This is a genomic window from Kosakonia sp. SMBL-WEM22, from assembly GCF_014490785.1.
Lineage (GTDB): Bacteria > Pseudomonadota > Gammaproteobacteria > Enterobacterales > Enterobacteriaceae > Kosakonia.
Window position 1 is genome coordinate 2,227,432 of sequence record NZ_CP051488.1, and the last position, 22,348, is coordinate 2,249,779.

The following is a 22,348-nucleotide window of genomic DNA, read 5'->3' on the forward strand; positions in this document are numbered from 1 at the left end:
GACTGACCGGGTTTAAGGAGGGCGCTTCGCTCTCCGTGACCAGGAGCGTCCCGGAGTATCCTATGAAAAAAATCCTTATCATCTGCCTGCCCGCGCTGCTCGCCGGATGCAGTTATTACAATCAGCTCGTCGATCGCATGCACACCGATACCCTTGCCTATCAGTGCGATGAGAAGCCGCTGACCGTCAAGATTAACCAGACGCGTCAGCAGGCCAGTTTCGTGCTTGATAACCAGCAACTCACCCTGCAACAGGGCCTTTCCGCCTCGGGCGCACGTTACACCGACGGCGTGTACGTTTTCTGGTCAAAAGGCGATAACGCCACCGTTTATAAACGCGACCGTATCGTGTTAAACAACTGTCAGTTAATTCCGCAGCGTTGAGATTTTCACCGGGGGGCGCATAATAGCTCTCCCTGAAGACAACTTACGCTAACGCCATGACTGATAACGATCAATTGCAGCACATTGCGCACCTGCGCCGTGAGTACACCAAAGGCGGTCTGCGCCGCGCCGATTTGCCTGCCGATCCCTTAACGCTCTTTGAACGCTGGCTGGGTCAGGCATGCGAAGCGCAGCTCGCGGACCCGACCGCGATGGTGGTCGCCACCGTTGACGAGCAGGGGCAACCTTACCAGCGCATCGTGCTGCTTAAGCACTACGACGAAAAAGGGCTGGTGTTTTATACCAACCTTGGCAGCCGTAAAGCGCAGCATCTGGAAAACAACCCGGCCATCAGTCTGCTCTTCCCGTGGCATATGCTGGAGCGCCAGGTGATGGTGACCGGCAAAGCGGAGCGTCTCTCCACCCTTGAGGTGGTCAAATATTTCCACAGCCGCCCGCGCGACAGCCAGATCGGCGCATGGGTCTCAAAGCAATCGAGCCGCATCTCCGCGCGCGGTATCCTCGAGAGCAAATTCCTTGAGCTAAAACAGAAATTCCAGCAAGGTGAGGTGCCACTGCCCAGTTTCTGGGGCGGCTATCGCATCCCGATTGAGCAGATGGAGTTCTGGCAGGGCGGCGCAAATCGTCTGCACGATCGTTTTTTGTACCAACGTGAAAACAACGCGTGGAAAATCGACCGTCTGGCACCGTAAAACGCCGAAAATGTTGTGATAAGCGCTGGTGCAACGTAGCCCGGCGCTTTATGCTATCTGCCCCCCTGAAGTATCCTTTCGCATCTGGCGAAAAGTCGTGTACCGGCATAGGTGCAGTCCGTTTTATACATGGAGAATTTGATGGCTAGCAGTAACTTGATTAAACAATTGCAAGAGCGGGGCCTGGTGGCCCAGGTGACGGATGAGGAAGCGTTAGCAGAGCGACTGGCGCAGGGGCCAATCGCGCTCTATTGCGGCTTCGATCCCACCGCTGACAGCTTGCACTTGGGGCATCTGGTTCCTTTGTTATGCCTGAAACGCTTCCAGCAGGCGGGTCACAAACCGGTCGCGCTGGTAGGCGGCGCAACGGGGCTTATTGGCGATCCAAGCTTTAAAGCCACCGAGCGTAAACTCAATACCGCAGATACCGTGCAGGAGTGGGTCGACAAGATCCGCAACCAGGTCGCACCGTTTCTCGATTTTGACTGCGGCGAGAACGCGGCTGTCGCGGCGAACAACTACGACTGGTTTGGCAGCATGAACGTGCTGACCTTTCTGCGCGACATCGGTAAGCACTTCTCTGTTAACCAGATGATTAACAAAGAAGCGGTCAAACAGCGTCTGAACCGCGATGATGTCGGCATCTCCTTCACTGAATTCTCCTACAACCTGCTGCAGGGCTATGACTTTGCCTGCCTTAACGAGCGCTATGGCGTGGCGTTGCAGATTGGCGGCTCCGATCAGTGGGGCAACATCACCTCCGGTATCGATCTGACGCGTCGTCTGCACCAGAATCAGGTCTTCGGCCTGACCGTACCGCTGATCACCAAAGCCGACGGCACAAAGTTTGGTAAAACCGAAGGCGGCGCGGTGTGGCTCGATCCGAAGAAAACCAGCCCGTACAAGTTCTACCAATTCTGGATCAACACTGCCGATGCCGATGTCTATCGCTTCCTGAAGTTCTTCACCTTTATGGACATCGCCGAGATCAACGCGCTGGAAGAAGAGGATAAGAGCAGCGGGAAAGCGCCGCGCGCACAGTATGTGCTGGCCGAGCAGGTCACACGTCTGGTTCACGGTGACGAGGGTCTGACCGCCGCGAAACGCATCACTGCAAGCCTGTTCAACGGCACACTGAGCGATCTCAGTGAAGCCGACTTCGAACAGCTGGCGCAGGATGGTGTGCCGATGGTCGAGATGGAGAAGGGCGCGGATCTGATGCAGGCGCTGGTGGACTCCGAGCTGCAGCCGTCCCGCGGCCAGGCGCGCAAAACCATCGCCTCTAATGCGGTCACCATTAACGGCGAAAAGCAGGCCGATCCGGAGTACTTCTTCACGGATGCCGACCGTCTGTTTGGTCGCTACACGCTGCTGCGTCGCGGTAAGAAGAACTACTGCCTGGTGTGCTGGAAGTAATTCTCCGGCTCCAGACGATAAAAAAGGCGGGATATTCCCGCCTTTTCTTTGCCCGGCGTTTAGCCAGGCTGTGTTAAATCAGGCAATACCTTCCGCAGAGAGCGCCGCAGCTACTGCCGGGCGTGCCGACACGCGTGCCATATAGGCTTCAATATTGCCAAGACCACTCATATCGAGTTTTACCGCATGCGCCCAGCGCAGCACGGTAAAGAGATAGCCATCGGCAAGGGTGAAGTGCTCACCGGCAATCCAGCCGTTACCGCTCAGGGCGTCGTTAACGTAGTGCAGCTTCTTCTCCAGCTGTGCGCGTACGGTCGGTTTGTACTCTTCCGGTGTATCCGGGCGGAACAGCGGGGTGAAGCCCTTGTGCAGCTCGGTAGCGATATAGTTCAACCACTCCAGCGCCTTGTAGCGCGGAAGCGTGCCAACAGCCGGCAGCAGCTGGCTTTGCGGCGCGTTATCTGCAACGTACTGCATGATGGCGACGCCTTCGGTGATAAGCGTATTGTCATCCAGCAGCAGCGCGGGAACCTGCCCTTTTGGGTTAATGGCGAAAAAGTCTTCGCCATCTTCCAGACGTTTTTTCATCAGATCGACGCTGATAAGAGTAATCTCTTCTCCAGCTTCGCGCAGCGCGATATGGGAGGCGAGTGAGCAGGCACCTGGCTTGTAGAACAGTTTCATCGACGTTTCCTTTTATCTGAATTCCGGCATAGAGTAGTACGCCGTTGCATAAAAAAAAGCCGCTAACTGACGTTAACGGCTTCTTCATTTCTACCCGCTTGCCATTAGACAGTGGCGGTTTTGGACGCTTCATCCGCATCGTCACGGCTCTGCGTCATGCGGTTCAGCTTCGGCGCAGTGAGCACCATCAGCAGGGCAATCACCGCAGTAGCAATGCCGATCTGCAGGAAGACGCTACCGTAGATGTTCAGAGACAACAGCGGATCGGTGACATTCTCCGGGATCGCCATCTGGTTGGCCACATAGCCGGCGATGATATTCGCGCCCGCGGTGGTCAGGAACCAGCTACCCATAATAAAGCCCATCAGACGCTGCGGCACCAGCTGCGCGACCATCGCCAGACCGAGGCCGGAGATCATCAGCTCACCGATACTCTGCAGGCCGTAGCTCGCAATCAGCCAGCTCACGGAAACAATACCGGCATCAGAGGCGAATTTGGTACCCAGCGGCAGCACGAGGAACGCGCCTGAGCAGAGCACCATCCCGATGGCAAACTTGTGCGGCATCGGCAGGGTATCGCCCATTTTGTTATAGATAGCGGCAAGAATCGGGCTGCCGATAATGATCCAGAACGGGTTCAGCGCCTGATACTGCTCTGGCTCGAACGCAATGCCGAACAGGGTATGTTCAACGTTACGGATCGCAAAGAAGTTCAGAGAGGTCGGCATCTGGCTGTAGAGTACGAAGAAGACGATAGCCTGCACCATCAGGATAAAGGCAACGATCATCTTACGACGCGCCGCGCCCTGCAGGGTAAAGGTCTCTTTGGCGAAGATGGCGATGATGCCCAGTGCGATCACGCCCAGCACCATACGCGCGATACCCTGGTTATGCAGCAGCCAGGTGGCGATGGTGATCAGCACCGCAATACCGACGATAGTTGCCAGCAGGTAGCCAATGCGCAGCGGTTCAAAGTCCGGCTTCGAACCGTAGTTTTTCACCCAGCGTTTGCAGAAAGCAAAGTTAACGATGGTGATCAGCAGGCCAACGACGCTCAAACCAAACGCGGTGCTCCAGCCAAAGCGGGCAGCAAGCCACGGCGTAGCCAGCATTGAGAAGAAGGAGCCAACGTTCACCGCCATGTAATACATGGTGAATGCGCCATCAAGACGGGGGTCATCCTTCTCATAGCAGGTAGAGAGCAGCGAAGAGGGGTTGGCTTTAAACAGGCCGTTACCCACGGCGATAGCCGCCATGCCCATATAGACGATGCTGGCATCGTGACCTGACCATGCGACCAGCGCATAACCCAGCGCCAGCACAATCGCGCCCAGCAAAATCACACGTTTAGTACCGAGCACTTTGTCGCCCAGCCAGCCGCCGATAGCCACCAGGCCATAGACCAGCGCACTAAAGGATGAGAAGAGCGTGATGGAGTCTGATTCCGACATTCCCAGTTGCTTAACCAGGTAAACGGCCATAATTCCTTGCAGGCCGTAGTAACCAAAACGTTCCCACAGTTCAATTGAGAAGATGAGATAGAACGCTTTCGGTTGTTTGAAAGCGTTCATGCTGACGCTTTCTGTTGGTTTGTTTGCAGTTGACACGTAGACCTCTTTTTTTACATCCCATATTAACGGGTGGTATTCAGTGCGTGATAACCCGTTTGCATCACGCTTTTAGTTATATTGGGAGGAGAAACGGCGGGTAATGTTCACTATCCTGGCCTGTGAGGCAAGTCTTTTGACATATCCTGTTACATAGATCCAGCGCATAACTTTGCTCGGCAAACTGAATTGTTATTCAGAGTTTAATTTTATCATTTTGGTAAAAGTGGATTTTTATACTGGTTCTTAACATCTGAACGCGGGGGTAAGGGATATGTTCGGCTATTTTCGCACACAGGCAGTGCATTGGGCTGGTTTCTGAGAGATATCTGGTGTGATGTCCCGCTGCGAGCGGAGTGGAATGGGTATCCGGGATGCCTGAGTTTTAACATTTAGCCCTTTATTAACATTACCTTAGCAAATGAAGCCAATTTAGCTCAGTGTTGGATTTTTTTCTTCTAAAAAAAGGTTTTAACTATATGAAAGTGTATAAGTGGATGATTATTTGCTCAAATGGGGATTTCACTGCCCGATCGTGTCACAGGGTGACTCTTTTGCAGAGTTGTGAGGCGTATCACAATGAGTTATCTCCTAAAATCAGTCACTTTATGGCGCCTTTTTCCATAAGCGATACGCTTAACAGATAAATAATGAACATTTTTGGCCGGATAGGCCGTTTATTCATGACAGCCGGGGGCCGCAGTGGCAGACTTCTGACTTCATTTTTATGGGAGCAAAGCGATGAATTTTCATCCGTGGATCAACGCAGTACATATTGTCAGCGCGATTGTCTGGATTGGCGGCATGCTGATGTCAGCCATGGTGGCGCAGTGGAACCTGCGACAGAAAGATAAAAGTACTACCGTGGTTCTGCTCAACGATGTGCGCAGCTGGAACCGCAGAATGACCAGCCCCGCGATGATCGTGCTGTGGATTGCCGGGATCGCCATGCTGGTGGCCTACGGGCAGATGCCGCACCTGTGGTTAATCGTGAAGATTGTGTTTGTGGTGCTGTTATCGGGCCTGCATGGCTTCCTCTCCGCCACGCTGCGCCGTCTGGCGAATGGCGAAGCCCTGAAGCGTACAGGCGCGCTAAACAACGCTACGCTGCTGCTGGTGCTCTTTACCGTGGTGATTACCCTGCTGGCAGTGGTACGCCCCTTCTGAGGCGTTAATCGGTCTTGCTGTCGTATTCGCACAAATCTTCAATAATGCAGGAGCCGCAGCGGGGCTTACGGGCGATGCAGGTGTATCGCCCGTGCAGAATAAGCCAGTGATGGCAGTCGACCTTGAACTCTGCCGGCACCACTTTCAGCAACTTCTCCTCCACCTCTTCGACATTTTTCCCCGGCGCAAAGCGCGTGCGGTTTGAGACGCGGAAAATATGGGTATCGACGGCGATAGTCGGCCAGCCAAAGGCGGTATTCAGTACCACGTTGGCGGTTTTACGCCCGACGCCCGGTAACGCTTCCAGCGCGGCACGATCTTCCGGCACGTCACCGCCATGTTTTTCCAGCAGAATTCGGCAGGTCTTAATGACGTTCTCCGCTTTGCTGTTGTAAAGGCCGATGGTTTTGATGTACTGCTTCACGCCATCGACGCCCAGCTCCAGCATCGCCTGCGGCGTATTGGCAACCGGGTAGAGCAGCGCCGTCGCTTTATTGACGCTGACATCCGTCGCCTGGGCTGAAAGCAGCACGGCGATGAGCAGCTCAAAGGGCGAGGTGAAGTTCAGTTCGGTGGTCGGATGCGGGTTGTTCTCCCGCAGCCGGGTGAGGATTTCGAGGCGTTTCGCTTTATTCATTATGCCTTCCCGGGCGATGTCTCTGGCGCGTCGCTTGCCTGCGCGGCGGCAGCGGCTTCGCGACGTTTTTTCATTTTCTGATCGATTAGGTACTTGCCCGCCAGCATCATGCCCAGGCCGATAAAGGCCCCTGGCGGCAGCATTGCCAGCAGGAAAGGGGCGTCCGTGTGGAACACTTCGATGCGCAGCCCTTTGGCCCAGCTTCCCAGCAGACCATCCGCGCCGTCAAACAGCGTGCCGTTACCGAGTATTTCACGCATCGAGCCGAGCACAAACATCGCGGCGGTCGCCCCCATGCCGATGGCAAAACCATCCAGTGCCGACAGCGCCGGGCCTTTTTTCGCCGCGAAGGCTTCTGCACGACCCACCACGATACAGTTGGTGACGATCAGTGGAATAAAGATCCCCAGCGACTGATAGAGGCCAAAAGCATAGGCGTTAATCAGCATCTGCACGGCGCTGACCACCGATGCGATGATCATTACGTAGATGGGAATGCGGATCTCCGACGGCGTCCAGCGGCGCAGCAGGGAGACAAACAGGTTTGTCAGGGTCAGTACCAGCGTGGTCGCCAGCCCCAGCCCGAGGGCGTTAGTGGCCGTCGACGTTACCGCCAGCAGCGGACACATGCCGAGTAGCTGCACCAGCGCAGAGTTGTTTTTCCACAACCCCTGGACAATGACCTCTTTTACTTCGCTCATCGTTTACTCTCCACACTCTGGCAAACGGGACAGCTGCTCAGGCAGCGTCATGGCGTAAATCCCGGTGCGTTTCACCGCATTCACCACCGCGCGCGGGGTGATGGTGGCACCGGTAAACTGATCGAAATCGCCGCCATCTTTCTTCACGGCGAAGTGGCTATCGGCCGGGCCGTCGATTTTCTTACCGGCAAAGTAGGTGATCCAGTTACTGATGCGCAGCTCGATTTTATCCCCAAGCCCTGGCGTTTCATGGTGTTCAGTAACACGCACGCCCAGCACCGTGCCGCTAAAATCCGCGCCGACCAGCAGCTGGATGGCACCGGAGTAGCCATCCGGCGCGGTCGATTCAATCACCGCTGCCACCGGTTTATCCTCTTTTTGCGCAATCCACACGCGATGCGGGCCTTTACCGAGCGCCGGGTCGCTCACCACATAACAGCTCTGCGCCAGCGCGTTAGTATAGCTCTCAGGCGGTAGCACCTGATCGAAGAGGGCTTTTTGCTGCAACACCGCCTGGTCTGCGATGGTGCTTTTGGTCAGCTGGTTAATGGCGGCGGTCAGGCCGGTGGAGCCGGCGGCAAAGAGGGCCAGCGTGACGCCATGTTTACGCATTGTCTCTAGCATGACGGCTCCTTAACGGTGTCCATACACGCGCGGGCGCGTGTAGTAATCAATCAGCGGCACGGTAATATTCGCCAGCAGCACCGCAAAGGCCACGCCATCCGGGTAGCCGCCGAAGCTGCGGATCAGCCACACCAGTAAACCGGCCAGCGCGCCGAAGATCAGGCGGCCTTTATTGGTGGTCGAGGCGGTGACCGGATCCGTCAGAATAAAGAACGCGCCGAGCATCGTCGCACCAGAGAGCAGATGGAGCTGCGGCGCTAAGAAGGTCTGCGGAGCGAAGAGCCAGCCAAGGGTGGCGCACAGGGTCAGCGAGAGCAGGAAACTGACCGGGATATGCCAGCGAATGGTGTTTTGCGACAGCAAGAAGATCCCGCCCGCCAGATAGCCGAGGTTGACCCACTGCCAGCCTGCACCCGCCAGCACGCCGCTGAAAATAGGGTACTGCATAATTTGCTCAACGCTGTGTCCTGCATGCAGCGACGTCTTGAATGTGTCGAGCGGCGTCGCCTGGCTAATACCATCAACGCCCATACGCAGGGCATCCATCGTTGCACCGTTGGTGCTGTGGCCGGTAAAGATCACCCCGATGGCATCCAGCAAGCTGGGCACCGTGCGCGCAATATCATGGGGCGGTAACCAGCTGGTCATCTGCACCGGGAAGGAGATAAGCAGCACCACATAACCGATCATCGCCGGGTTAAAGGGGTTATGGCCAAGACCGCCATACAGTTGCTTGGCAATAATCACCGCAAACAGGGTACCCAGCACCACCATCCACCACGGCGCAAACGAGGGGATACTGATGGCGAGCAGCAGGCCGGTTAACAGGGCCGAGTTGTCCGCCAGAATGGTGCTGACGGACTGTTTACGCAGCTTCAGCACCAGCCCTTCAGCCAGCAGTGCGCTGACGATCGCGAGGATAAGCTGGATCAACGTTCCCCAGCCAAAAAACCAGAGCTGCGCGGCGATGCCCGGTATTGTCGCCAGCGTGACCAGCAGCATAATGCGCGAGGTCTGGCGCTGGTTATGGGTGTAAGGGGAACTTGCGATTCTGAAAACCATTTAATCCTCGTTAACAGCTTGCTGCGCGGCTTTTTTAGCCTGAACTCGGGCAATGGCCGCTGCGACCGCCGCTTTACGCGGATCGTCATTGGCAGCCTGGGTGTGCGTGGAGGCCTCTTCTGCGCTGGACTGCGCGCGGGCCTGCTCTGCTTTTCGTGCTTTTGCACGGGCAATTGCCGCTTCGACGGCGGCTTTGCGCGGGTCGACCGGCTCGCTGCTTTCTGATTCAGCAGCCGGAGCCTCTTTCTGCGCCTGCTCCGCTTTACGCGCTTTCGCACGGGCAATCGCCGCTTCGACGGCGGCTTTGCGCGGATCAACCAGTTCGGTGGTTTCCGGCTCGGTAGCGGCAGCGACTTTCTGCGCATGTTCGGCTTTACGGGCTTTGGCGCGGGCAATCGCTGCTTCAACAGCGGATTTGCGCGGATCGTCGCCCTCAGCCTCAGCCTGCTGCGCTTTTTCCGCCTGACGCGCGCGCGCCTCGGCTTTACGCGCTTCACGGGCAGCAATCACTTCACGGTTATCCGGCTCGGCGCCAGCCTGCACCACCACCGGCTCTGCGGCAGTAGTCTGTTTCTCTTTCACGCGGGAAAGCGCTGCTTCAATCGCCTGCTTATCCTCGTCGCCAGGCTTCGCGGCGGCCTGCTTATGACGCGCCTGGCGCGCCAGCTTCTCGCGCTCAAGACGCGCCTGACGGGCTTCAAAACGCGCCTTCGCTTCGGCGGTGCGTCGCTCTTCCTCGGCGATGGCGGAGATCTCCGCTTTCTCCTGGCGGAAATATTGCACCAGTGGAATATTGCTCGGGCAAACCCATGCGCAGGCACCGCACTCGATACAGTCAGAGAGATTGTGTGCGATGGCTTTGTCGTGCTGTTGGCCTTTGCTGAACCAGTAGAGCTGCTGCGGCAGCAAGTCCGCCGGACAGGCGTCGGCGCAGGCGCTACAGCGGATGCAGCCTTTCTCTTCCTGCGTTTCGCCCATTTCACTGGCCGAAGGGGCGAGCAGGCAGTTAGTAATTTTGACCACCGGCACATCCAGCCACGGCAGGGTAAAGCCCATCAGCGGACCGCCCATGATCACTAGCTGTTCTGCCGACGGCTGGAAGCCAGCGTAATCGAGCAGGTGGCGAACCGGCGTGCCGAGCCGCGCCCAGACGTTGCCTGGCCGGGCAACCGCTTCACCGGTCAGGGTCACGACGCGCTCCGTTAACGGTTCACCGTCGATCACCGCGCGCTTTACCGCGTAGGCAGTGCCGACGTTCTGCATCAGCACGCCGATATCGGACGAGCGTCCGCCATGGGGCACCTGCTTGCCGGTGAGGATCTGCGTCAGCTGCTTTGCACCACCGGAGGGGTATTTAGTCGGAATGACTTTCAGCTGAATATCGTGGCTACCCGCCAATACCGCACGCATCATCGAGATCGCCTGCGGTTTGTTATCTTCGATGCCGATCAACACTTGGCGCGGCTGAAGGATATGCGCGAGGATGCGCACCCCTTCCATAATCTGTGCGGCGCAATCCTGCATCAGCCGATCGTCGGCGGTGATATAGGGCTCGCACTCGGCGGCGTTGATGATGAGCGTGTCGACCTTGTCGCCGGCGCCTTGCAGCTTCGCACCGGTCGGGAAGCCAGCGCCGCCCAGCCCGGCAACGCCGAACTGATGGATGCGCTCAATCAGCGCCTCAACGCTCTGGCTGCGATAATCCTGCCACCCTTCGCGCGCAATCCAGCGATCTTCACCGTCCGCCTCGATAATGACGCTCAGCTCTGGCAGGGCGGAGGGGTGTGCGGTGGCGTGAGGGGCAATCGCTACAACGGTGCCGGAGGTCGGCGCGTGCACCGGCAGCATACGACCGCGGCCACGGGTCAGTGGCTGACCGCGCAAAACGCTATCGCCCACGCTGACGCACAGCTCGCCTTCAGTACCGATATGCTGTTTTAAGGGAATGACAAAACGGTTCGCCAGAGGCAGTTGACGCAGCGGCGTACCGTTAGACTGGGTTTTCATCTCCGGCGGATGAATGCCGCCGTGGAAATCCCACAGTTTCTCTTTTCGGAATGCGGAAAATAACTTAAGCATGGTGCTCCACGGGAATAGTGCGCACCGGAATGGTGTGCAGATCCCATTTCCAGTTCTGCGTGGTTGGCGCAACCGGGCGCAGGTCGATACACTGCGTCGGGCACGGGTCCACACAAAGATTACAGCCGGTGCAGAGATCGCTTATCACCGTATGCATGGCGCGGGTTGCGCCGACGATGGCGTCGACCGGGCAGGCCTGAATGCATTTTGTGCAGCCAATGCAGTTGCTTTCATCAATGATGGCAAGCATACGCACCGGCTCCTGCGCTTCAGCATCGCCGTCAATCGGCTGCGGGTCGACGTTCAACAGCGTGGCGATTTTCTGCATCACCGCTTCGCCACCGGGGGCACAGCGGTTGATCTTTTCACCCTGGGTGCCCACCGCTTCGGCGTAGGGGCGACAGCCGGGGTAGCCGCACTGCCCACACTGGCTCTGCGGCAGCACTTCATCAATACGTTCAACAACCGGATCGTCCTCGACCGCAAAACGGCGCGAGGCGTAACCGAGGATCAGGCCGAACAGCAGCCCAAGTACGCTCAGGACTGCAACGGCGATGGTTATCGCATTCATTACAGTTTTACCAAACCACTAAAGCCCATAAAGGCCAGAGACATTAAGCCCGCGGTAACTAACGCAATCGCATTACCGCGAAACGGCGCGGGAACATCGGCGACGGCAAGGCGTTCGCGGATCGCGGCGAACAGCACCATCACCAGTGAGAAGCCGACGGCGGCAGCGAAGCCATAGAGCGCCGACTGCATAAAGTTGTGCCCAAGGTTGATGTTGAGCAGGGCGACGCCGAGCACCGCGCAGTTGGTGGTGATAAGCGGCAGAAAAATTCCGAGCAGGCGATAGAGTGCCGGGCTGGTTTTACGCACCACCATCTCGGTGAACTGCACCACTACGGCAATAATCAGAATAAAGGAGAGGGTGCGCAGATAAACAAGGTTCAATGGGATCAGCACCCAGTTATCGATAAGCCATGAGCAGATCGAAGCCATGGTCATCACGAAGGTGGTCGCCAGCCCCATACCCATTGCGCTTTCCAGCTTTTTGGAAACGCCCATAAACGGACACAGGCCAAGAAACTTCACCAGCACGAAGTTGTTGACCAGTACCGTTCCGATAAATAGCAGAAGATAGTCTGTCATTATGTGGCCTGAAATGAAAAAAGCCGCCTATTATCGGGCAAACTGCCCCGGGCGACAACAGGTTAACTGTAAGGTTATTTACGGGTTAATAAAGGTCTTCTTCACGCGCACCGCGCGCTTGAAGTAAGGCACAAACAGCGCCGCCGCCAGCAAAGGGAAGATCAGCTGACGGACCGCCATCGCATCGGAAACTGGTGAAAAAGCAAAGGCTTTTATCGCCAGCAAAACGCAGACCAGCAGCCAGATGATGTAGTGTTTTGGTACCAGGCTACGGCGTTTAAAAAAGGCGATAACCAACCAGAGCGTATAGCACCAGAGTGCGGCGGCAAAAACGAATGAGAAGATCAATAGCAGCATCTCTTTTGCCGGCTGCGACATCAATGCGGTAAGTGCATGTGGCGTTAACAGGGCGGTGACATAGAGCATTAACGCCAGCGAGGTGCTTAATAACGCAACCAGCAACCAGGCCAGAGGGGCGAGTAACCAGCCTCCGATACGTTCTGCGGGTGTTGTTGTCATGCCATTTCCTCTGTTAACACATTCAGTTGCGGCAAACATTGCCGGGCGACGAGTATAAAGCATCGCACGGCGATTGCCAGCAGCCTCAGACTACGTAGCGCCATACCGAGCGCGGAACGCACCCAATGTCAAATAATCGCCCGCCAGAAACCAGCTCTGCGCGACGGTGATCGGCCGCGCGGTACATATTAATAATGTCATTGCTCTCCGTCAGGTTGTAGTTGAGATGATCAAAGAGCTTTTCCAGGCTTTCAAGCGAACTGATTTTGCGAAATTTTAATAAATAGTCCTGCACAGTCATGTCGGAGAGTGTCCATATAATGAAGAGGCAAAATAAGACCGGCTATGCGCGCAAATAATAGACGTTATTATCCAGGCGTAAATAGCGTGAGAATAATCTGCCGTTGAATTAAGCCTATTCTTTCAGATAAAAACCCGGCACCGGAAGGGTGCCGGGTGAGAAAGGTTAACGTCTTTCTCATGACGGGCAATCCGCGTCTGGCGCTACGTGCTATCGCAGCACCAGGAGGAATTGCCGCTATTTCTTTTGAGCGACTACGCTCTGCTCAGGCGGCTGGTAATTATCAATATGGCTGGCAAACACCAACAGAATGGTTGATACGCCGAGTACGATCCAGCCCATTAATTCAACAATCCGATTGAATATTGCGGTCATATTTATACTGCTCCCTGGGATTAACATCACACGCCGGTAGTCATTAACGGGTGTCGGGCGCAGATTTAAGCAGATTTTGTAAGCGGAAACCAGACCAGAATGCGCTGAATTATTCACCTTAAAAATGCTTTATAACAGCGGTTGTCGGCGTCAGGCAGATAGTGTGAAATGGAGGACCACTGAAAAGAGGCCGTGATATGAGTGATATTATTCGGGTTGGCGTAATCGGATATGGCTACGCCAGTAAAACATTTCATGCACCGCTGATTGCTGGCACCGCCGGTATGACGCTGGCGGCTATTTCCAGCAGTGATGAGTCAAAAGTGAAAGCGGACTGGCCAAACGTCGATGTCGTCGCCGATCCCAAACGTCTGTTTAACGATCCCAATATCGATTTGATCGTCATCCCTACGCCTAACGATACCCACTTTCCGCTGGCAAAAGCGGCGCTTGAAGCGGGTAAGCATGTGGTGGTAGATAAACCCTTTACTGTGACACTGTCACAGGCGCGCGAGCTTGACGCGCTGGCCCGGAGTTATGGTCGCCTGCTCTCTGTGTTTCACAATCGGCGCTGGGATAGCGACTTCCTGACGCTGAAAGCGCTGCTTGCCGACGGTGCGCTGGGTGAAGTGGCCTATTTTGAATCCCATTTCGACCGCTTTCGGCCACAGGTGCGTGACCGCTGGCGCGAGCAGGGCGGCCCGGGCAGCGGCATCTGGTACGATTTAGCGCCACATCTGCTCGATCAGGCGGTTAACCTGTTTGGTCTACCGGTCTCATTAACAGTCGATCTGGCGCAGCTGCGGCCTGGCGCGCAATCCACCGACTATTTTCACGCGGTATTGACCTACCCGCAGCGCCGCGTAGTGCTGCATGGCACCATGCTGGCAGCGGCAGAATCCGCCCGTTACATCGTGCATGGTACGCGGGGCAGTTATGTGAAGTATGGTCTCGATCCGCAGGAGGAGCGGTTGAAAAGCGGGGCGCGCTTACCGCAGGAAGATTGGGGCTACGACATGCGCGATGGGGTGTTAACCCGCATCGATGGCGAAGCGCGGAAAGAGGAGACCTGGCTGACGCTGCCGGGCAACTATCCGGCCTATTATGCGGCAATCCGCGATGCGCTGATGGGCGGCGGAGAGAACCCGGTTCCGGTCAGCCAGGCGATCCGCATTATGGAGCTGATTGAGCTTGGTATCGAATCGGCAAAACACCGCGCCACCCTCAGCCTCACCTGACTAAGTGGCTCACGCAGCGCGTGAGCCACGTTCATCAAGCCTGCGCGACGCGTTCGCGCAGCGCCTGTTTCTCTTCGGCAGTGATAAAGGCCATCTCCAGCCCGTTAATCTGCGCCTGGCGTATCTGCGCAGCGCTCAGGCCGGCAGCCGGGGCAGCAATCTCATATTCGTGACCAATGTCGATCCCCTGTACCGCCGGATCGTCCGTATTAATGCTGGCCAGAATGCCGTGGTCGAGGAAGGTTTTCAGCGGATGGCGATCGAGCGAGGCCACGGTGCTGGTCTGAATGTTGGAGGTAAGGCAGGACTCAATACCAATGCGCTGCTCTGCGAGGAAGTCCATCAGTGCGGTATCTTCAATTGCTTTTACCCCATGGCCGATGCGCACGGCACCCAGTTCACGGATCGCCTGCCAGATGCTCTCAGGCCCCGCGGCTTCGCCGGCATGCACGGTGATCTGCCATCCGGCATCGCGGGCGCGGGTAAAGTGGGAAAGGAACAGGCTTCCCGGAAAACCGAGCTCATCGCCCGCCAGATCGAGCGCAGTAATACTGTCGCGATGGGCGAGCAGGGCGTCCAGCTCCTGTTCGCAGGCTGCTTCGCCAAAAGTGCGGCTCAAAATGCCAATTAAGCGCGCCTGCACGTTAAAGTCGCGGCTCCCGTCACGCACGCCGGCAATTACCGCTTCCACCACGCCAGCTACCGGCAGGTTATGGGTCATCGCCATGTAGCCCGGCGAGAAGCGCAGCTCAACATAGTGCAGGCCATTGCGCGCCGCATCTTCCATATTTTCATAGGCTACACGGCGGCAGGCATCCAGCGAGGCCAGCACCTTCACGCCCCAGTCGAGTTTAGCCAGAAAACTCACCAGGTCGGGTTCGTTCGACGTCACCTGCACATGCGGGCGCAGCGCGTCGAGGGTCTGCGCGGGAAGAGTTAAATTATACTGGCGGCCAAGATCGAGGATGGTTTGGGCACGGATATTGCCGTCAAGATGACGATGGATATCGGTTAAAGGCAGTTTTAAATCAATCATGATCGCACTCATATTTTTGTAAAAGTGCAAAGCATTATACAACACTTCGTTAACTTATTAAAAATAGTAATAAAATGAGGAGGATGGCAAAAGAGGGCGTGCAAAGATGAGGGAAAAGTATGCACCTGCTGGTGCCAGTGCAAGCCGGGCTGGCATCGATCACGCACTCAAAAGAAGACGTTGATAATTACCGTGGCGATCAGCAGCCAGCAGGGTACTGAAAAATAGAGCGTGCCCTTTTTGTCCGGGCTTCGTTTAAGCAAAAGGAGGGTGAAAAACGCCACCGCCAGGATCGCGAGATAGAGCATCACCAGCAGCTGGCTCTGCAGCACATTGTGCAGCGCGATGGCCAGCAGCAGGCTCGATACCAGCGCATAGAGGCGGAACGTGCGGGTAAAAAAGATCCAGCCAAGAATAAAGTAAACCGCCGACACGCCCCAGACCATCATTCACTCCGTTGATACATTTCGCCACAGGCTAACATGAACGCAGCGCGGCAATCAGCCTTTTTACTCCCTCTTCCAGCTTCTCACGCGGACAGCCGACATTAAGGCGAAGAAATCCGCGCCCCTCTGGGCCATAGATATCGCCGCGCATAATCGCCACCTTCTGCTCCTCAATCAGCGTTTTTTGCAGCTCGTCATCGTCAATCTCCAGCGCTCGCAGATCGATCCACGCCAGATAGGTCGACTCCGGCGGCTGCCAGCGCAGTTGCGGGAAGGCGTCATTCAGAGTCATAGCGAGGTATGCCAGGTTAGCGCGCAGATAGCGACGCAGCGCCTCAAGCCAGGGAGCCCCTTCACGATAGGCGGCAACATGCGCCGTTACTGACAGCACCGACGGCGAGGATAAGCCGTTGCCGTTTTTTAACGCGTCGAGATAGCGCTCACGCGACGCCTTATCGCCAAACAGCCCCCATGCGCCGGTTAAGGCCGGGATATTGAAACTTTTCGATGCCGAGGAGAAGAGCGCCCACGGCGAGCGCGCGACATTGCCCCATGGAATGTGTTGCTGCGCGCCCCAGACCATATCCATATGGATCTCGTCGCTGATCACTTTCACCTGGTGGCGCTCGCAGAGCAGCGCCATAGCCGTCAACTCTTCGTGCGTCCACACTTTGCCGGTCGGGTTATGCGGGCTGCAGAGCAGCAGAACTTTGCTCTCGGGGCGCGCCAGCGCCGCTTCGAGCTGCGTCATGTCACAGACCCAGCCGCCGTGATATTGATGCAGCGGCACTGTCAGCAGCCTGCGCTGGTTGTGGCTTATCATCTTCGGGAAAGCGTCATAGGCGGGCGTATGAACCACAACGGCGTCACCGGGCTGCGTCCACTGACGGATGGTCTCGGCAATCATCCAGATAACCGACGGCCCATAGACCAGGGCGTCGCAGTCGATGCGGGTGTCAAAACGGCTGGCGAGCCAGTATTCGATCGCGCCAAGAAAGTCGTCGTTTTGCCAGCGGCTATAACCGAAGACCCCGTGCGCGAGGCGGGTTTGCAGAGCGTCAAGAATGCAGGGCGCGGTGGCAAAATCCATATCCGAGATGGTAAAGGGCAGCAGGTGAGCGTGGCCAAAACGGTCGCTCACATAGTCCCACTGTGTGCACCAGGTACCGTGGCGATCGACCGGGGTGGAAAAATCAAAAGCGATGTCGTGTTTCATCTACTCTGCCTCTGGGGTTGTCTGGACCCGCGCCGCCGCGATGAGCTGCGCCATTTCATCTTTTACCGACTGCACTTGCGGCCCAATCACCACCTGCAGGTTGTGGTCGTTGACTTTCACCACGCCGAGGGCGCGATGGGCTTTCAGCGCGGCGGCATCAACCGGCTTCATGCTGCTCACCGACAGGCGCAGGCGGGTAATACAGTTATCCAGGCTCTGCACATTTTGCGCCCCGCCAAGGGCGGCAAGCAAGGCCGGGACATCATAGCCGGAGCGGCCTGTCCCCTCAGGGGTAGTGCTTTGCTCGTTCCCGACCGTCTGCGGCTCACGGCCAGGCGTTTTCAGATCGAAACGGGTGATGGCGAAGCGGAACAGCGCGTAGTAAACAATAAACCACACCGCGGCGACCAGCGGCACCAGATACCATTTGGTCGCCAGCCCATGCAGCACGCCGAAGACGATGAAATCAATCACATTGCCGTCGGTGTTGCCAATTGTCACACCCAGTACTGCCATAATGGTAAAGCCCAGCCCGGTGAGAAGGGCATGGATTAGATAAAGCGCGGGGGCGACAAAAAGAAACAGAAACTCAATGGGCTCGGTGGTGCCACCGACCACGCAGGCGATGACGCCGGAAATAAGCAGTCCCTTAATCTTATGGCGGTTTTCTGGCCGTGCGCAGTGGTACATTGCCAATGCTGCGCCGGGTAACCCGCCGAGGAAGGCGGGCATTTTTCCCTGCGAGAGAAAACGCGTCGCGCTCTCAGAAAAGCCGTGCGTCTGCGGGCAGCCAAGCTGTGCCTGGAAGATGGTCAGCGCACCGCTCACCTGATGACCGCAAACCTCCATTGTGCCCCCTGCATCGGTAAAGCGGATCAGCGCTACCAGAATATGCTGCAAGCCGAAAGGGAGCAGCAGCCTCTCGCCGGTGCCGAAGATCATCGGCCCGAAGTCACCCGCGCGATCGATAAGCTGCCCGAGGCCGCTGATGCCGAGCGCAAACCAGGGCCAGATAAGCGGGATGAGCAGGCCGACAATGCCCATCACCACGCTGGTAACAATCGGAACGGAGCGCGTGCCGCCAAAAAAGGCCAGGGCATCGGGCAGCCGCAACGTGTGGAAGCGCTCATGCAGCCGCCAGACGATCACCCCTGCAATCACTGCGCCAAGAATGCCGGTATCAATCGACTGAATGCCGAGCACGCTCTGAACGTTATGCGCTTTTAACACGGCAGCATCGGTAGTCGGTAAAATGCCCTGCGCGGTGAGCCAGAAGTTGGCCGCCAGGTTCATCACCGCATAGCCGACAAAGCCGGAGAAGGCGGCGACGCCTTTCTCTTCCCGTGCAAGACCCAGTGGGATAGCAATACAGAACATCACCGGCAAGAAGGTGAAGGCAAACGCGCCGATTTTGCTCATCCAGATAAAGACCGCCTGCAGTAACGGGTGGCCTAACAGCGGCAGCAGGGTAATCACATCGCGGCTGCTCAACGAGCTGCCAATGCCCAGCATAATGCCGCAAAAGGAGAGCAGCGCGACCGGCAGCATAAAGGTGCGGCCCAGTTGCTGAAAAAACTCCCATACGGCATTGCCCGATCTTTTTTTACCCGTCATAACAACTCCTCATAAAAGTAAGCGAACGGCAGGCTTCCTGACTCTGCGCATAGCGTTGTATCAGGTTTCTGGCGCTGGCGGCACAGCTAATCATCCTGACGATCTTAATTAGGAATTCAACAAGATAGCGAGGGATTTGCGAGCTGTTTTCCAGCTTTGGCAAATGGATGAGAAAATTTCATATACCCGGTTGCGAAGTCTGAAAAGCACGACTATTTTTAGGAGCGAAATGAGACCCTCTAAGCATGATGCGGAGGGTCGCTATCGATATTTTTATTCAGGATGACTATGCAAACCACAACCACAGAAGAGCAGCTTAACGCCTTTTTTGGCGTGAACGCGGATGATAACGAGGCGGAAAGGCAGGTGATCAGCACCCTTATTGCAAACCTGCGTTTGCAACAGCGAGACGTCACCCATAAACATCTCATCCTGGCGCTGGTTAGACTTCTGGAAACCGAAGAGGATCCCGCACTGCTGGAGAGTTATCGCAAGGCATTAGAGAGAGTTGTGCAGAAGACGCCGGACGATATCTAAACCCGCATTGATTTACCAACGAAGACGCCTTCCTCGCAGACGAAGGCGTTTTCACGAAAGACAGATCAGGCGGAGTAAGTAACTCTGTCGAGGATAAGCTGTCGGGCGGCGTCAAGTACGCGCTTCTTTCTCGGGTCAGTGGTTATGCTGCTCTGCGCACGTAGCACCATTATCAGGTTGCTGGGTTTCACAGGCCGTTGAGAATGCATAAGGTAGGTAGCGGCTAAGCCGATGGCCTCATGGATCTCTGCGGGTTGAACTTGCACATCGTCGTTCAATGATTCTCCCTTGTGGCACGGGTGACTTTTTCTTCTAAGCCTGTTGGCCAGATCAAATCCACTGTGCATTGATGGAAACATGCGAAGCAAGTCTGAATAGAAGGGTGAAAATAGTGGTCCGGTAGGGAACGCCAGACCTGGTGAAGATAGGTTGCTGGAAAAATCAGTGCTTACGGGCTTTGTTATCGATGCCCGGGCCTGACAAAGGTAACCGGCTCTTTAGGCGGCTGACCTGTAAACTGCTTTTGCGACCGCGTAAGGCCGGTTGGGTTTTATAGTGGTGAATACCGCCAATCGCGGTTTGCAGGGCTTCACGTCGTGTGCTGTCGGTTTCGCTCATCAGGGACTCTTGCAGTTGCCCAATAAGCGCATCGAAAGAGACATCATCATCTGAATCAAGCAGGGCCAGTACCGCCTCGCCCATTACCGTATCTACAAGCTTATCTGACTCATTTTTACTCATTCTGCCTCACACATTTGCTACACCGTACAAGGGGTTCCCGGTCATGCATCTTAGTAACGTTATGCTAAACGTTATAGCGCATTCATTAAAATTATGGAAATGAAGAGCCCATTTTTCTGGTGAAAATGAGCTTCAGCAGATCGCCATAACGCGCTTCTGTTAACGGATCGTTGGCTTTATCGAGGCGCGCTGCCAGTTTGATACAGAGGCTCTGGCGGCTGACCTGGCCTTTTTCACGCAAAAGCTCGATCACAACTTCGCCTAACAACTCCTCTTGCGAGGGCGTGCAACCCGGCGGGAAGAACGCACTCTCATCCGGACCTTTACCCTGGAAACCTTTCACGACTGTCCTCTCTTCAACGGGCTAAATGCCAAAAGAATGATTTTGCATCAACGGACTGATTCGGTTATCAGCCTCGCGCTACAAAGCATTCAGCAGCCCCGAATTTTGCTGGCTAATAATAACTGAAAGAAATAGATAGGGAAGGGAAAAGGGGGGTTCTGAAGGATATATCTTCCAGGGAGGCGTAAAAAAATGCCCCTCGATTGAGGGGCGTTTTGCTTACTGCTGCGGGATGGCAGGCGGAGCGGGAGGAACCGCTTCGCCCGGCACGGCTGGCTGCAGTGATGGCAGGCCAAACATGCCGACAAACTGCTCCAGCGGCATCTTCTCGCCGTTCAGCGTTACCTGGCCATTAGCATACTGCAGGCTGGTGAGAATGGTGTTGTTTTCAAGCGTGGTGATGCGGAACATCTGCCCCATTGCTGCCAGGCCTTTCACCTGCTGGTTAGCCAGTTTCGCCGCATCCTCCTGCTGATACCCCTGCAGTTTCGCAACCTGGGTCATCAGTTCGGTCGCCATATCCACCGGAATGGAGAGTTTACCGTCGAGAGATTTCACATTGCGATCGACCTGCTGCGCCAGCGTTTGCGGGGCGTCAGCGGTTTTAGCCGGGTCTTTGAGGAACAGAGAGAGGTTAAAGGTTGATTCACCCTTCGCATTTTTCCAGCTCAGCGGCGCAACGGTAATCACCGGCTCGCCTTTCAACAGCAGCGGCACAACACTGAGAAACGCTTCGGTCGCTTTCTGCTGGTACAGCTCAGGGTTCTGAGCGATATCAGGCTGCGCCATCAGGGCGCGGATCTGCGCATCATACTGCTGCGTGGCCTGATGCCAGGCGTTGCCATCAACCTGGCCGACTTTCAGCGTTAGCTTGCCGTTGCCGAGATCCTGGCCCTGTACTTTCAGGCTGTTTAAGGTGTAGTCGACCTGGCTGTTGATATTTTTTTTATCATCCGCCACGTCCGATTTCGCCGTCAGCTCCATCCCTTCAAGAATCGCCATCTCTTTGTTTTCAATGGAGATAGCGAGTTTATCAAGACTCATCTTCTGGCTGCCGGTACGCTCGTTAAAAGCGCTGATTTCACTGGAGCCATCGGTCTTGAAGTTATTAAAGGAGAGCTGTACTTTCTGGCCAAATTCATTGACCGTATCGACAAGGCCGCTTTGCGCCTCGCCGCTTACCGCAACCGCATTGCCCTCTTTATCGGCGCTGACGCGGAAGTTACCGCCGCCGAAAGCCACTTTCTCACCCTCTTTTTCCACATTTAGGGCGCGCAGGTTGATGTCGCTACGGGTATCACCAGAGTAGCCAATACGCGTTTCTGCGACGAACGGCGACTCGCCTTTCGCCATCTCAAACAATGCCTTGGTGACATCATTATTGACCAGCTGCGTGTGGACGGAGGCCATCGCCGGCGTCAGGCTGAAAGATTTCAGCTGTGCCAGCGGGAAGGGGCCGTGATCGACATTTTCATGCAAAACCACGCTCTGTCCCGGCTTCAGCCACGGGCTGGTGGTGCCTGCAATCGGCTTGACCTGCAGCGTGAAAGTACTTGAGAAGAGGCTGCGTTTGTAATCCTGTGCCGAAAGCTCAACATTGGCGTCCGGCGCGCTGCGTTTGATCTGGGCATTTGCCTGGCTCACCATCTCGCCCAGGCGACCCTCCAGCTGTTTCCCGGTATACCAGGCTCCGCCTGCCCAGACGACACCTAATGCAACAATAACCCCGGCGGCAACCAACGTTTTTTTCATAGCGC

25 protein-coding genes are annotated in these 22,348 nt (G+C 56.1%); 6 read left to right on the forward strand and 19 right to left on the reverse strand.

Annotation, left to right across the window (positions count from 1 at the left end; genetic code table 11):
- Positions 1-62 precede the first annotated feature (62 nt).
- The 3 genes from mliC to tyrS all read left to right on the forward strand — a co-directional run bounded on the left by mliC (position 63) and on the right by tyrS (position 2,512).
- Positions 63-383, forward strand: a complete 321-nt coding sequence (mliC, locus tag HF650_RS10575; RefSeq protein ID WP_187802313.1) for a C-type lysozyme inhibitor — start codon at positions 63-65, stop codon at positions 381-383.
- Positions 384-439: 56 nt separating this feature from the next.
- Positions 440-1,096: a pyridoxamine 5'-phosphate oxidase gene (gene pdxH, locus HF650_RS10580; protein ID WP_187802314.1), complete on the forward strand. Its 657-nt coding sequence runs from the start codon at positions 440-442 to the stop codon at positions 1,094-1,096.
- Between the two features lie 141 nt (positions 1,097-1,237).
- Positions 1,238-2,512 (forward strand): tyrosine--tRNA ligase, encoded by a 1,275-nt coding sequence (tyrS, locus tag HF650_RS10585; RefSeq protein ID WP_187802315.1) that lies wholly within the window; start codon positions 1,238-1,240, stop codon positions 2,510-2,512.
- A 78-nt stretch (positions 2,513-2,590) separates the two neighbouring features.
- Here tyrS and gstA read toward each other — a convergent pair whose 3' ends face one another.
- Positions 2,591-3,196, reverse strand: a complete 606-nt coding sequence (gene gstA / locus HF650_RS10590; RefSeq protein WP_187802316.1) for a glutathione transferase GstA — start codon at positions 3,194-3,196, stop codon at positions 2,591-2,593.
- Between the two features lie 104 nt (positions 3,197-3,300).
- Positions 3,301-4,803, reverse strand: coding sequence for a dipeptide/tripeptide permease DtpA (gene dtpA, locus HF650_RS10595; RefSeq protein ID WP_187802317.1), 1,503 nt, complete (start codon positions 4,801-4,803; stop codon positions 3,301-3,303).
- Positions 4,804-5,544: 741 nt separating this feature from the next.
- On the opposite strand from dtpA, the gene HF650_RS10600 reads away from it, so the two are divergent.
- On the forward strand, positions 5,545-5,970 hold the full coding sequence (locus HF650_RS10600; RefSeq protein WP_187802318.1) for a CopD family protein: 426 nt from the start codon (positions 5,545-5,547) through the stop codon (positions 5,968-5,970).
- A 4-nt stretch (positions 5,971-5,974) separates the two neighbouring features.
- On the opposite strand, the gene nth is transcribed toward HF650_RS10600, so the two are convergent.
- The 10 genes from nth to blr form a co-directional block, all read right to left on the reverse strand.
- A complete protein-coding gene (gene nth, locus HF650_RS10605) occupies positions 5,975-6,607 on the reverse strand; it encodes an endonuclease III (RefSeq protein WP_187802319.1) in 633 nt (210 codons plus the stop codon).
- The gene (locus tag HF650_RS10610) at positions 6,607-7,308 is read right to left on the reverse strand and encodes an electron transport complex subunit E (protein WP_187802320.1); all 702 of its coding nucleotides are present in this window, start codon (positions 7,306-7,308) and stop codon (positions 6,607-6,609) included. Before HF650_RS10610 ends, nth begins: the two co-directional genes overlap by 1 nt.
- 3 nt (positions 7,309-7,311) lie before the next feature.
- The gene (rsxG, locus tag HF650_RS10615) at positions 7,312-7,932 is read right to left on the reverse strand and encodes an electron transport complex subunit RsxG (protein ID WP_187802321.1); all 621 of its coding nucleotides are present in this window, start codon (positions 7,930-7,932) and stop codon (positions 7,312-7,314) included.
- A 9-nt stretch (positions 7,933-7,941) separates the two neighbouring features.
- On the reverse strand, positions 7,942-8,994 hold the full coding sequence (gene rsxD, locus HF650_RS10620; RefSeq protein WP_187802322.1) for an electron transport complex subunit RsxD: 1,053 nt from the start codon (positions 8,992-8,994) through the stop codon (positions 7,942-7,944).
- On the reverse strand, positions 8,995-11,073 hold the full coding sequence (gene rsxC / locus HF650_RS10625) for an electron transport complex subunit RsxC (protein ID WP_187802323.1): 2,079 nt from the start codon (positions 11,071-11,073) through the stop codon (positions 8,995-8,997).
- Positions 11,066-11,644: an electron transport complex subunit RsxB gene (rsxB, locus tag HF650_RS10630; protein WP_187802324.1), complete on the reverse strand. Its 579-nt coding sequence runs from the start codon at positions 11,642-11,644 to the stop codon at positions 11,066-11,068. Before rsxB ends, rsxC begins: the two co-directional genes overlap by 8 nt.
- Entirely contained in the window at positions 11,644-12,225 is a 582-nt protein-coding gene (gene rsxA, locus HF650_RS10635) for an electron transport complex subunit RsxA (protein ID WP_023481348.1), read from the reverse strand. Before rsxA ends, rsxB begins: the two co-directional genes overlap by 1 nt.
- A 78-nt stretch (positions 12,226-12,303) precedes the next feature.
- Positions 12,304-12,744, reverse strand: coding sequence for a DUF2569 domain-containing protein (locus HF650_RS10640; RefSeq protein ID WP_187802325.1), 441 nt, complete (start codon positions 12,742-12,744; stop codon positions 12,304-12,306).
- 85 nt (positions 12,745-12,829) lie between these two features.
- Positions 12,830-13,045 (reverse strand): transcription modulator YdgT, encoded by a 216-nt coding sequence (ydgT, locus tag HF650_RS10645; protein WP_187802326.1) that lies wholly within the window; start codon positions 13,043-13,045, stop codon positions 12,830-12,832.
- 237 nt (positions 13,046-13,282) lie between these two features.
- Positions 13,283-13,420: a division septum protein Blr gene (blr, locus tag HF650_RS10650; RefSeq protein ID WP_187802327.1), complete on the reverse strand. Its 138-nt coding sequence runs from the start codon at positions 13,418-13,420 to the stop codon at positions 13,283-13,285.
- 197 nt (positions 13,421-13,617) lie between these two features.
- Between blr and HF650_RS10655 the strand changes: the two genes are divergently transcribed.
- The gene (locus tag HF650_RS10655; protein ID WP_187802328.1) at positions 13,618-14,658 is read left to right on the forward strand and encodes an oxidoreductase; all 1,041 of its coding nucleotides are present in this window, start codon (positions 13,618-13,620) and stop codon (positions 14,656-14,658) included.
- Positions 14,659-14,692: 34 nt separating this feature from the next.
- Here HF650_RS10655 and add read toward each other — a convergent pair whose 3' ends face one another.
- The 4 genes from add to malX all read right to left on the reverse strand — a co-directional run bounded on the left by add (position 14,693) and on the right by malX (position 18,970).
- Positions 14,693-15,694, reverse strand: coding sequence for an adenosine deaminase (add, locus tag HF650_RS10660; protein ID WP_187802329.1), 1,002 nt, complete (start codon positions 15,692-15,694; stop codon positions 14,693-14,695).
- Between the two features lie 167 nt (positions 15,695-15,861).
- Positions 15,862-16,143 carry a hypothetical protein gene (locus tag HF650_RS10665; protein WP_223284299.1) on the reverse strand — a complete coding sequence of 94 codons (282 nt, stop codon included), beginning with the start codon at positions 16,141-16,143 and terminating at the stop codon, positions 15,862-15,864.
- Between the two features lie 28 nt (positions 16,144-16,171).
- Entirely contained in the window at positions 16,172-17,356 is a 1,185-nt protein-coding gene (locus tag HF650_RS10670; protein WP_187802330.1) for a MalY/PatB family protein, read from the reverse strand.
- Positions 17,357-18,970 (reverse strand): maltose/glucose-specific PTS transporter subunit IIBC, encoded by a 1,614-nt coding sequence (malX, locus tag HF650_RS10675; RefSeq protein ID WP_187802331.1) that lies wholly within the window; start codon positions 18,968-18,970, stop codon positions 17,357-17,359.
- A gap of 288 nt (positions 18,971-19,258) precedes the next feature.
- On the opposite strand from malX, the gene HF650_RS10680 reads away from it, so the two are divergent.
- Complete coding sequence (locus HF650_RS10680; RefSeq protein ID WP_187802332.1) at positions 19,259-19,507, forward strand: biofilm development regulator YmgB/AriR family protein; 249 nt, start codon at positions 19,259-19,261, stop codon at positions 19,505-19,507.
- A 441-nt stretch (positions 19,508-19,948) separates the two neighbouring features.
- On the opposite strand, the gene HF650_RS10685 is transcribed toward HF650_RS10680, so the two are convergent.
- The 3 genes from HF650_RS10685 to HF650_RS10695 form a co-directional block, all read right to left on the reverse strand.
- Positions 19,949-20,248, reverse strand: a complete 300-nt coding sequence (locus HF650_RS10685) for a hypothetical protein (protein WP_187802333.1) — start codon at positions 20,246-20,248, stop codon at positions 19,949-19,951.
- A gap of 91 nt (positions 20,249-20,339) precedes the next feature.
- On the reverse strand, positions 20,340-20,591 hold the full coding sequence (locus HF650_RS10690) for a two-component-system connector protein YcgZ (RefSeq protein WP_187802334.1): 252 nt from the start codon (positions 20,589-20,591) through the stop codon (positions 20,340-20,342).
- Between the two features lie 219 nt (positions 20,592-20,810).
- A complete protein-coding gene (locus HF650_RS10695; RefSeq protein WP_187802335.1) occupies positions 20,811-22,343 on the reverse strand; it encodes a YdgA family protein in 1,533 nt (510 codons plus the stop codon).
- Between the last annotated feature and the right edge of the window lie 5 nt (positions 22,344-22,348).